Origin of the sequence: Desulfosudis oleivorans Hxd3 (assembly GCF_000018405.1) — a bacterium.
GTDB lineage: Bacteria > Desulfobacterota > Desulfobacteria > Desulfobacterales > Desulfosudaceae > Desulfosudis > Desulfosudis oleivorans.
On sequence record NC_009943.1, the window covers coordinates 1,120,364 to 1,131,502 of the forward strand.

Below are 11,139 nucleotides of genomic sequence, written 5' to 3' on the forward strand. Positions count from 1 at the left end.
TCCTACCGGCCGGTTTCCACCAGGTCCCGGTGCAGGGCGCAGATGGCGTTCTGAAAATCCTTTTCATCCACCACGAACTGGATGTCCACCTGGCGCATGCATTTGTGCAGGCCCAGAATCTCCACACCGGCGTTGGTCAGGGAGTGGACCGCCGTGGGCAGCACCCAGGTGTCGGCCATGTTGGTGCCGATGGCCGATACCAAGGCCACCTTTTTTACCAGAATGTCCGCCGATGGGAAATCCTGCTTGATGTTGTCGGTGAGCCGTTTGATTTTGGCCAGGGGCGCCGCGATGTAGTGGGTGAGGGTGTTGGCGTTGGTGTCCTTTGCCAGGTACCGGATTTTTGCCGCCGCCAGGTGTTTGAGCATCTCCAGGTCGTGGTCCCACCGGCCCACCATGTCCTGGTCCCACACCTCGATGCCGGTGACCCCCTTCCGTCCGGCGATGATCTCCACCCGGGCATCGGTGCTTCTGTAGTCGTTGGTGATCAGGGTGCCGGGATGGTCCGGCTCGAAGACGTTTTTTACCCGCAGCGGAATGTCGGTTTTTCGCAGGCCCCGGGCCGCGCCCGGATGAATGGCCTCCATGCCCAGGTCGGAGAGCTGGTCGGCCACGTCGTAGTTGGTGCTGCCGATGGTCTCCACCCTGTCTTCCCCGATTATCTTGGGATCGCCGCTGCTCAGGTGGTACTCCTTGTGAATGATCCCTTCCCGGGCACCGGTGAGCACCGCTATCCGGCTGAAGGTAATCTCCGTGTATCCCCGGTCGTAGCTGCCCATGATGCCTTCCTTGCACTGGGTATAACCGGTGACAATGGGCAGCTCTTCGGCAACGTCGACGCTTTCAAAAGCCTTTTTGATGGTCTCGTCCAGGGAGAGCTGGTCGGTATCCATCCATCCGCTCAGGTCCATCAGCCGGGCGTTGATGCCCATGGACTTTAAGATGAGGTAGGAGTTGTGCGCGCTGTGGGCCTCGCCGATGGCGGAGAGCATTTCACGCACGGTCATCAGGTGCTCGTCCAGCTTGAAGTGACCGAAAGAGCAGAGTCGGGTCAGGTCGATCAGGCAGCTGCGGACCCCTTCGATGCGTTCCTTGACAAACCGGTCGGCCAGCTGTACGTCCAGGCCCAGGTGTTCAAAGCCTTTGTTGATGGTACACATCCGCTGGCCCACCCGGGTGATGGCCTCGCCCCATGCCCAGGAATCGTCATCCTTTGAAAACAGGGAATAGACGCCGGAGTCGCTGGTTTTCTTGTGCTCCAGGAGTTCGTTGGTGATGCCGCCGTAGGCCGACACCACGATGATGCGGTTGTAAAGGTCTTTTTCCTTGCGGTCCCCGACAATGATGTTGTCCAGCACTTTGTCGAACTGGCTCATGGCGGTGCCGCCGATTTTTTCAACCGTATGATTACCCATTTTTTCGTTTTACTCCTCGACCAGCTCGTAGGAGCCGTCGCTGTCGTGTGTTTCCCGGCCTGTGACCGGTGGGTTGAAGGCGCAAATCAGGCGCATGTCTTCGGTGCCGCCCCGCAGCACGTGGCGGTCATGGTTGTTCAGCGCGTAGAGCACCCCGTTTTTGATCCGGTGGACCTGCCCGGTGGCCAGGTCTTCGATGGTACCGTTGCCGGCCACGCAATAGACCGCCTCCAGGTGGTTTTTGTACCAGAACAGGTGCTCGGTGCCGGCGGCAATGATAGTCTCATGAAAGGAGAACCCCATGCCGTCTTTTTTCAGCAGCAGGCGGCGGCTGGTCCACCCCTCTCCGGTCACCTCACGGTCAGTGCCGAGAATCTCCTGAAGGTCCCTTACAATCATTACAGTTCTCCCTTGAGGTTTTCATGCTTTTCCTTCAGGATTTCGTTAATCGACCGGTCGACAATGCTGATACCTTTCAGCAGGGTCTCTTCGTCAATGATCAGGGCGGGCAGAAATTTCACTACCTGGTCGTCTCCACCGGCCAGCTCAATGACCAGGCCGTTTTCAAAGCAGCGTTCGGATATCTGGCTGGAGAGGCCCCGTTCCGGAATTTCCAGGCCGTAGATCATGCCCCGGCCCCGCACCGATGCGTCCAGTTCCGGGTATTTTTCGGCAATGGCGGTAAGCTCCCGCTCCATGACCGCACCCTTGTAATGAACCGCCTCTGAAAGATCATTGGTGTCCCAGTAGGACAGGGCCTGGGTCGAGGCCACAAAGGCCATGTTGTTGCCGCGGAAGGTGCCGGTGTGTTCCCCGGGTTTCCACTGGTCCAGGTCCGGCCGCATGAGAATGAAGGCCAGGGGCAGTCCCCCGCCGATGGCCTTGGACAGGCAGACGATGTCCGGCTTGATGCCGGCCGCCTCAAAGCTGAAAAAATCACCGCTGCGGCCGTTGCCCACCTGAATGTCGTCGATGATCAGCAGAATATCAAACTGGTAACAGATGTCGGCCAGTTCCTTGAGCCATTCGCTTCTGGCGATGTTGACCCCACCCTCGGCCTGAATGGTCTCCAGGATCACGGCGGCTGGTATGTCCAGGCCGCTGGAGTTGTCCGCCAGCATCTTGCGGAACAGGTCCAGTGTGTTGATCTCCGGCCCCATGTAGCCGTCATAGGGCAGAAAGCTCACGTTGGAACGGCTGATGTAGGCCTCGTCCCGGTAGTGGGTGTTGCCGGTGATGGCCAGTGCCCCCATGGTGAGGCCATGGTATCCGTTGGTAAAACAGACAATATTGGAGCGGGCCTTGACCATGCGGGCCAGTTTGAGGGCCGTCTCCACGGCATTGGTGCCGGTGGGGCCAGTGAACTGGATTTTGTAGTCCAGGCCCCGGGGGCCCAGAATGGTGTCGCTGAATTTCTGCAGAAACCGCTTTTTTGCCGTGGTGGCCATGTCCAGGCCGTGCACCACGCCGTCCGCCTGAAGGTATTCAATCAGGGCCTGTGAAATCTGCGGGTTGTTGTGGCCATAGTTTAAGGTGCCGGCCCCGGCAAAAAAGTCGATGTACTCTTTGCCCATTTCGTCGGTCATGATGGAGCCTTTGGCTGATTCAAATATCACGGGAAAAGACCGGATATAACCGCGAACGCGGGACTCCATGTTTTCAAATATACGCATGTGCGCCTCCTTAAATGTCATTGCGAGGAGTAAAGCGACGAAGCAATCTCCCGGCATGGTTGAATATCTGCTATTCCATTTTTTTTAATTTAATTTTTCGAGGGTCTTCCCTCAAGATGCTGAAACGGGTGGCATCCTCGCTGCCAAAGCAAAATCGCTATCGGGATCGAAATCGAATCCCTTGCACTGCTGTGACGTACAGGACTATTCTTCTCGCGGTGCCAGGCGGATGGGCCCGATTCGCATGCGGTTTTCCGGCGGTTCGGTCTCTCCCAGATCGGTTTTGTCAAAAAAGGGAGTGTCGGAAAACAGCCAGTCCGCGTCCAGGTGCCTTGCCGCTGATTGAAAAACATGAATGGATGCCGTGTTGTCCGGGTCAATGGTGGCCTCGATAAATTCAGGCTCGGCCTGTTGGGCCAGAGCGACCAACAGGCTTTTGCCCAGGCCCTTTCCCTGGGCCTCCGGGGAGACCCCGATCTGCCAGACAAACAGGGTGTCGGGCCGGTCGGGCAGAAAGAAACCGGTGATATAACCGCACACCGTCTGCCCGCAACGGGCCACCATGCAGGCGTTGTTAAAATGGCGCGCCATCAGCGCATAGTAGTAGGTGGAGTTCACGGAGAGCACGCCGGTCTCCTGGGCGATCCGTTTCATGGCCGGACCGTCGCCCCGAACCGGACGGACGATTTGAATGTTGTCTGTGGTATCCATTTATGTGGTCTGTTGTTTTCTGATTTCTGCCAGCAGGGCGGCGCCGCCGTTTTCCAGAACATGGTTTCCCAGATCCGTGCCGATGGCGGTTGCCTGGCTGCCGGCGCCGGCGCGGGTGTTGAATATAAATTTTTTGCCGTCCAGGCTCATCAGTCCCCCGGAAAGCGTGAGGCGGTCGCCATTCAAACGGGCCAGGGCAAAGGCGGGAATCGAACAGCCCCCTTCCAGCCGTTTCAGAAAGGCCCTTTCAGCCAGCAGGCAGGTTTCACTGGCCGGGTGGTTGATACAGGCCCGAATGGCCTCTTTTTTTTCAGCAGCCAGGCGGCTGGATGCCTCCACCGCAATGCACCCCTGTCCCACCGGTGGAATAAATGTGTCGGGCGAAAACGTGTGGACGATCAGGTCGTCCATGCCCATTCGATGGATACCGGCATAGGCCATGAGAATGGCGTCGCAGAGGCCTTCTTTCATTTTTAGAACACGGGTCTGAACGTTGCCCCGAATATCCACGGTCCGGACATGGGGATAAAACCGTCCCAGCAGGGCCTGGCGCCGCACCGATGAGGTGCCGATGGTGACCGGTCGTGATGAATCACTGATGTCCAGATCTTTTTTGTGACTCACCAGAACATCCGCGGGCTCTTCCCGGTCGGTAAAGGCGATCAGTTCAAAACCGTCCGGCAGCACGGAAGGCATGTCCTTGGCGCTGTGCACGGCAATGTCGATATCGCCGTCGGCCAGCTTTGCCTCCAGCTCCTCGGTGAACACGCCCTTGGAGCCGATTTTCGCGATGGCCACATTCAGAACCTGGTCTCCCCGGGTATCAATGGGCAGAATGGAAGTGGTTATACCCGACTGTTTCAACTTGTCTTCAACATAACAGGTTTGCCACATCGCCAGACTGCTTTTTCTCGAACCTATTCTTATTTCCATTTTTAACAGTACGTTATAGTTAAGTTAGTACTTTTTTAGTACCTTGTAAGAAAAAATTTTTTAATCAATTATATAGAAAAAAGTAAAAATTTTTCAGCATAAACAAGGAAAAAACCGCTTGAAAATTAAAAAAATAAGCAATTACCTTTAAAATAACTATCTATAGCAAGCTCAAACTTGTGTGTCAACGTTTTTTTAATTTTATCCGTAGATTGGCGTTTTTATCCTCCTGGAGACGGCTTTTGTCCTGGTTAAGCCCGGGGATAATTAAAAAATTTGGATCTTCTCCGATTTCGTGGATGCGCAGGGTTCAAGGATTCAAGGGGTCGAGGGTCCAAGGGTTTGTTTTTGAAAGATTTATAAAGGCTCTGTACCTGTTTTTGTTAGTGTTCTATTGTTATTCCAAAGGGAATTGAATCGTTAGTTAATAATATCTTGATTTCAAACCATAAACCGAACGTTCGGGCTTCATCAAGTCTTTATTTATAGCTTTTTACTTGACCACTTGAACCCTTGGCCCCTTGCAAAGCCATCAACTGCACTGAAAATTATGCAAGCCTTTACTACCACTAATTGGGAGAAGAACCAATATTTTACATGAAAACGGTTGTTTGATGAAACAGTGCAGGTCTTCGACCGGTGCTGTCCGGGCCGATGCACACGGCAGGCGCAAGGTACCGCTTTTCCGGGAGGCACTGGTGTGATAGATTGTCCCCTGCATGGCGGGCCCGTTGGCAGGAAGATTTGTGCGCGGCCGCATCAACCGGTAAACCATGGGGCCTCCAGAACAGGGATGGTATGATGCCGGAGAGACGATATTACGATCTGAACCGCTATTTCCGGTCGGTTTTTGGATGCCGGGTGCACAAGATCACCCTTGATGCCGGGTTTTCCTGCCCCAACCGGGACGGTACCCTTTCCTCCGGGGGGTGCATTTACTGTAATGCGCGGGGCTCGGGAACCGGGGCCCACGCCAGAGGGCTGTCGGTGACCGATCAGCTGCTGGCCGGCCGGCAGGTTATGACCCGCCGGTTTAAGGCTAAAAAATTCATCGCCTATTTTCAGGCGTATACCAATACTTACGCGCCGGTGGACCGGCTGAAGGCCCTGTACGACGAGGCCCTGGCCGTGCCTGACATGGTCGGCATTGCCGTGGGCACCCGGCCGGACTGCGTGGACGACGCGGTGCTGGACCTGCTGGCATCCTATGCGAAACAGCACATGGTGTGGCTGGAGATCGGGGTGCAGAGCGCTTTGGACCGGACCCTGGCCATTATCAACCGGGGACACGACACCGCCTGCACCACTTCCGCTGTTCAGGCAGCTGTGGACCGGGGGCTGCTGGTCTGCGGCCATATCATTCTGGGGCTGCCCGGTGAAAGCCGGGAAGAGATGGTGGAAACAGGCCGGTATATCGCGGATTTGGGCATGGCCGGAGTAAAGTTTCACGTGCTGTACGTGGTCCGGGGAACACCCCTGGCGGCCATGTCGGGCAACGGGGACTACCGGTGCATGGAGCAGCAGGATTACGTGGACGCGGTGTGCGACGTGCTGGAGGTGCTGCCGCCGACTATGGTGATTCAGCGGCTCACCGGAGACCCCCATCCGGATGAGCTGGTGGCGCCTTTGTGGACCCTGGACAAGCGGGGAACGCTAGAGGCTATCAACGATACACTGGAGCGCCGCGATTCGTGGCAGGGAAAGCATTACAAAACCCTGCCAGGCCCGGGGTGATCTGTCACCGGGCGGGGGGTGCCCGCCCGGTGACAGCCGTGCGGATCAGTTCCCCTTGTATTTGAACGATACCCGTACATTGGCCCTGTAGGCCACCACCTTTCCGTCTTCGAGTTTCAGATCCAGCTTTTCAACCTCGGCGATTCTCAGGTCCTGGAGCGATTTTCCGGCCTGGTCCACCGCGGCCTTGGCCGCATCTTCCCACGATTTGTCGCTGGTGCCCACCAGGTTGATGATTTTGTAAACGCTGTTAGCCATGCCGTCCTCCTTGTTTGGGGTTGTGGTTTGCGCCCGTGTCGATACCGACTCCTGACCCGGGCACTATTACCCGGCATGCCGGGTAAAAACCGGCGCGCCGGACAGTTTCGGCGGAAAAGCGTTATCTGAGAATACAGCCTCTTTCGGGTTTCGGCAGGGGTGGATAAAAAAGCGTGTCTGCATATCGAAAACCGGAAGAGGAATTGTTGTGAGTGGATGGGTATTGCGAAAACCGGTTTCGCAACAACACGACTTCACTATAGGGAAGATGCTTTCCAGAGTCAAGCGATAGCGCAAAAATGATCAACCACCTGAAAAATTTTGAAATAAAAATCGAAACATGATAGAACCATCGCCACGATATCCACAGGAAAATACAAAGACAAGGAAGGTGATATTCCGGAATGATTCTGATTATTGATTTTGGTTCACAGTTCAACCAGCTTATTGCCCGGCGGGTGCGGGAAAACAAGGTCTATTGCCAGATCGAGCCCCCCACCATCACCATCAGCCGAATTCGCGCTCTGGCGCCGGAAGGCATTATCCTTTCCGGCGGCCCCTCAGGTATCTATGAAAAGCACAGCCCAAAGGTGACAAAGGCGGTTTTCGACCTGGGCGTGCCGGTCCTGGGCATCTGCTACGGCATGCAGTTCATGGTGGGGGCACTGGGCGGCGCCGTGCACGCCGCGACAAAGCGGGAGTACGGGTTTGCCGAGCTGGCTGTCAAGGCGCAGGCAAAGATATTCAAGGGGGTCGGCAAAAAGACCACCTGCTGGATGAGCCACGGCGATTCGGCCGAGACCGTTCCCCCGGGGTTTAAGATCATCGGCTCCACGGAAAACACGAAAATCGCGGCCATTGCCGATACCCGGCGAAAGTTTTACGGCCTTCAGTTTCATCCGGAGGTGGCCCACACCGCCGAAGGCACCACCATGATCGCCAATTTTCTGTTTGACATCTGCAAGTGCAGGCCCACCTGGTCCATGGCCGCCTTTGCCGAGGAGACGATTGCCGAGATTCGGGAAAGAGTGGGCGAAAAGCGGGTGATTCTGGGCTTGAGCGGCGGCGTGGACTCGTCGGTGGCGGCACTGCTGATTCACCATGCCATTGGCAGGCAGCTGACCTGTATTTTTGTGGACAACGGCCTTTTGCGCAAGGACGAGGCAAAAAAGTTAAAGGCCGTGTTTGCCGAAAAACTTCAACTCAACATTCGGTTTGTCAATGCCGCGGGCCGGTTTTTAAAGGCCCTGGCCGGGGTCGCCGATCCGGAAAAAAAGCGCAAGATCATCGGCAAGATCTTTATGGATGTGTTTGAGGCCGAGGCCAAAAAAATCAAGGGGGCCGATTTTTTGGCCCAGGGCACCCTTTATCCGGATGTAATCGAGTCCCAGTCGGCATTCGGCGGGCCCACGTCCATTATAAAGTCCCACCACAACGTGGGCGGGCTGCCGGCAAAAATGAAGCTTTCGCTTATCGAGCCCCTGCGGTTTCTTTTCAAGGACGAGGTGCGCCTTTTAGGAAAAACCCTGGGCCTGGATGACGACATGGTCCACCGCCAGCCCTTTCCCGGTCCCGGCCTTGCCATTCGCATCATCGGCAAGGTGGACCGGCGGCAGCTGACCCTGCTGCGGGAGGTCGACGCCATCCTGCTGGAGGAGATAAGAAAGGCCGGATACTATCGCAAACTGTGGCAGTCCTTTGCCGTGCTTTTGCCGTTAAAGAGTGTGGGCATCATGGGAGACAAGCGTACCTACGAAAACATCGCGGCCATTCGGGCCGTCACCAGCGTAGACGCCATGACCGCGGACTGGGCAAGGCTGCCCCATGACCTGATGGGCCGCATCTCCAACCGGATCATCAACGAGGTGAAGGGCGTCAACCGGGTGGTCTACGACATCAGTTCCAAACCGCCCAGCACCATTGAATGGGAGTAAACTCGCATGACACATCATGATATTCCGGAAGACGATCACTTCAACATGTCGTTCGGCAAAAAGGACGCGGACGCCGACTATGCCAAGGATATTCTGGAACAGCGCCTCGACAGCCTGGGCTGGAAGGTGACCCTGATGGCGATTATCATTCCCTGCCTGATCGGCATCATCGTGGTGATCGGCTATTTCAGCATCCGCCAGCAGGTGACAACCTTTCAGGATTCCGGATCGGCCACGGTAAAAGAGATTTCCGGCACCATGGAGGCCCGGGTGGCCGAGATAAAAGCGGCCCAGACCGCCCTTGCCCAGAAGGTGGACAAGGCCCTGCCCGCCGTGGAAAAGAACACCCAGGCCATTGACAAGGCGGCCAGAAACATCAATTCGCTTATCAGCACGTCCAAAAAGACGACTCAGGCCGACGATGACATGAAAAAGGAACTTTCCGCGCTTTCCACCGAAACCAAACGCCTGGCCTCCGAGCTTGCCGCTCTGTCCGGGCGGACCAAGACCCTGACCGAAGGCATCGACGGGCTCAAAGCGGAACTCAAGCGCATTGATACGGAAAAGGCCGGCCGGGCCGAGCTGGAGCGGGTTCTTTCCCACAACGAGCAGACCTATACCCAGAAGCTGGATGCGGCTGTGGCAAAGCTGGAAAAGCGCATTCAGGACCTTGAAAAACGCATTGCCCGAATCACCCAGCCGGCCCCGTCAGCCGCCCCCGCGCCGGCACAAAACACCACTCCCCCCCAGGGCACCACAGGTTCCACGGGGATTAAGGAAGAGCCTCTGCAGAACTGATTCAAATGCGGTAGGAGCGCCTGACCCGGCATTCGATGGCCGAAGCGTGTCTTCTATTTTTAATCAGCGGCCATCGAAGCCATCATGGCTTCGATGCGGGGGATGTCTTCCGGAATATCCACTTCCGGAGAATCGTAGCGGGTGACCACCGTCTTGATCCGGTGGCTGTGTTCCAGTGCCCGGAGCTGCTCCAGCTTTTCAATCTCTTCCAGAACGCCGTTGGGCAGTTGAGTGAATATGTCTAAGAAGCGTCGCGTGTAGGCATAGATGCCCAGGTGCTTGAAGGTATCAAACCGTGTATCCTTGTCCCTGGCAAAGGGAATGGGGGACCGGGAAAAATAGAGGGCAAACCCGTCGGCATCAAATACCATTTTCACGTCTTTGGGGTTGGTGATCTCCTGTTTGTCCATAATGGCAAAGGCGGCGGTGGTCATGCCCAGGTCCGGGTCGGACAGCAGGGGGGCCAGGGTCTCGTCAATGGTCTGGGGCGCGATCAGGGGCTGGTCTCCCTGAATGTTGACCACGATATCCTCCGGCGCCAGGCCCATCTGTTTTGCCGCTTCCGCGGCCCTGTCCGTGCCGCTGCGGCAGGCCGCCGACGTCATCAGGGCATTACCGCCGAAACGGGTCACCGCTTCAACGATGCGCCGGTCATCGGTGGCCACGGCAATGTCCGTGACGCATATGGCCTGTTTGACCTGGTCATAGACCCGCTGAATCATGGGAATGCCGGCAATGGGGGCCAGGGGCTTTCCCGCAAACCGGGTGGAACCGTACCGCGATGGAATGATGGCCGCAATTTTCATCTGCCTGGGCTTTCTTGTTTTTTAACGGATGTGATATAACAGTGCCACGCGGAATATCCGCCTATTTTTAACGACCCGTTGTGCCGTTTATTTGGCGGCCGACAGACCGAAAGGCGTACCGTCATGGATTTGGCTGCATTAAAACAGATATTGGCAGATGTTGCAAGCGGCAAACTTCCCGTGGACGGCGCGGTGAAGGGGCTTTCCCGCATGTCTTACGAAGACATCGGGTACGCCCATGTGGACCACCACCGGAGCCTGCGCAAGGGGTTTGGCGAAGTGATTTTCGGGGCCGGAAAAACACCGGAACAGGTGTGCGGTATCATGGAACGCATGTGCGACCAGGAGACCGTGGTGCTGGTGACCCGCGTGACCCCGGAGATCGCCGCCAGCGTGACAGGGGCCTTTCCCGGGGCCGTCTATCACGCCGACGCGAGAATGGTGGTCTGGCAGAAACAGGCCCCTGAAAATACGGGCCGGGGCACCATTGCCGTCTTTTCCGCTGGCACCTCGGACATTCCGGTGGCCATGGAGGCCGTTCTTACGGCCCGGGCCATGGGTAACACCGTGGAACCGGTGTTTGACGTGGGGGTGGCCGGTATTCACCGGCTGTTCGGTTACCGGGACCTGATTGAAGAGGCCACGGTGATCGTTGTGGCGGCCGGCATGGAGGGCGCCCTGCCGTCGGTGGTGGCCGGCATGACGGGCCGGCCCGTGATCGCCGTTCCCACCAGCATCGGCTACGGCGCCGGCCTGGGGGGATTTGCCGCCCTGCTGGGCATGCTCAACAGCTGCAGCTCCAACGTGGCCGTGGTCAACATCGACAACGGGTTCGGCGCCGGGTACATGGCCGCCTGCATCAACAGAAAGTAACCGT

The 11,139-nt window shown here is 56.8% G+C and carries 11 protein-coding genes; 4 read left to right on the forward strand and 7 right to left on the reverse strand.

Features of this window, described 5'->3' with window-relative positions; all coding sequences use genetic code 11:
- Positions 1–2 precede the first annotated feature (2 nt).
- From DOLE_RS04935 to hemC, 5 genes are all read right to left on the reverse strand, one after another.
- Positions 3–1,415: an aspartate kinase gene (locus tag DOLE_RS04935; protein ID WP_012174387.1), complete on the reverse strand. Its 1,413-nt coding sequence runs from the start codon at positions 1,413–1,415 to the stop codon at positions 3–5.
- Positions 1,416–1,424: 9 nt separating this feature from the next.
- Positions 1,425–1,814 carry an ectoine synthase gene (locus DOLE_RS18140; RefSeq protein WP_012174388.1) on the reverse strand — a complete coding sequence of 130 codons (390 nt, stop codon included), beginning with the start codon at positions 1,812–1,814 and terminating at the stop codon, positions 1,425–1,427.
- Positions 1,814–3,088 (reverse strand): diaminobutyrate--2-oxoglutarate transaminase, encoded by a 1,275-nt coding sequence (ectB, locus tag DOLE_RS04945; RefSeq protein WP_012174389.1) that lies wholly within the window; start codon positions 3,086–3,088, stop codon positions 1,814–1,816. The genes DOLE_RS18140 and ectB overlap by 1 nt, the downstream gene beginning before the upstream one ends.
- Before the next feature lie 204 nt (positions 3,089–3,292).
- A complete protein-coding gene (gene ectA / locus DOLE_RS04950) occupies positions 3,293–3,799 on the reverse strand; it encodes a diaminobutyrate acetyltransferase (protein ID WP_012174390.1) in 507 nt (168 codons plus the stop codon).
- A complete protein-coding gene (hemC, locus tag DOLE_RS04955; RefSeq protein ID WP_012174391.1) occupies positions 3,800–4,732 on the reverse strand; it encodes a hydroxymethylbilane synthase in 933 nt (310 codons plus the stop codon).
- An 801-nt stretch (positions 4,733–5,533) separates the two neighbouring features.
- Here hemC and DOLE_RS04960 point away from each other — a divergent pair.
- Positions 5,534–6,466: a TIGR01212 family radical SAM protein gene (locus DOLE_RS04960; RefSeq protein WP_332306753.1), complete on the forward strand. Its 933-nt coding sequence runs from the start codon at positions 5,534–5,536 to the stop codon at positions 6,464–6,466.
- Positions 6,467–6,511: 45 nt separating this feature from the next.
- Here the strand turns inward: DOLE_RS04960 and DOLE_RS04965 are convergent, their stop codons facing one another.
- Positions 6,512–6,724, reverse strand: a complete 213-nt coding sequence (locus tag DOLE_RS04965; RefSeq protein WP_012174393.1) for a dodecin family protein — start codon at positions 6,722–6,724, stop codon at positions 6,512–6,514.
- 404 nt (positions 6,725–7,128) lie between these two features.
- Between DOLE_RS04965 and guaA the strand changes: the two genes are divergently transcribed.
- Entirely contained in the window at positions 7,129–8,658 is a 1,530-nt protein-coding gene (gene guaA, locus DOLE_RS04970) for a glutamine-hydrolyzing GMP synthase (protein WP_012174394.1), read from the forward strand.
- A 6-nt stretch (positions 8,659–8,664) separates the two neighbouring features.
- Entirely contained in the window at positions 8,665–9,456 is a 792-nt protein-coding gene (locus tag DOLE_RS04975; protein ID WP_012174395.1) for a hypothetical protein, read from the forward strand.
- A 59-nt stretch (positions 9,457–9,515) separates the two neighbouring features.
- Here the strand turns inward: DOLE_RS04975 and kdsB are convergent, their stop codons facing one another.
- Positions 9,516–10,262: a 3-deoxy-manno-octulosonate cytidylyltransferase gene (kdsB, locus tag DOLE_RS04980; protein WP_012174396.1), complete on the reverse strand. Its 747-nt coding sequence runs from the start codon at positions 10,260–10,262 to the stop codon at positions 9,516–9,518.
- Between the two features lie 123 nt (positions 10,263–10,385).
- On the opposite strand from kdsB, the gene larB reads away from it, so the two are divergent.
- Complete coding sequence (larB, locus tag DOLE_RS04985) at positions 10,386–11,135, forward strand: nickel pincer cofactor biosynthesis protein LarB (protein WP_012174397.1); 750 nt, start codon at positions 10,386–10,388, stop codon at positions 11,133–11,135.
- Positions 11,136–11,139 lie beyond the last annotated feature (4 nt).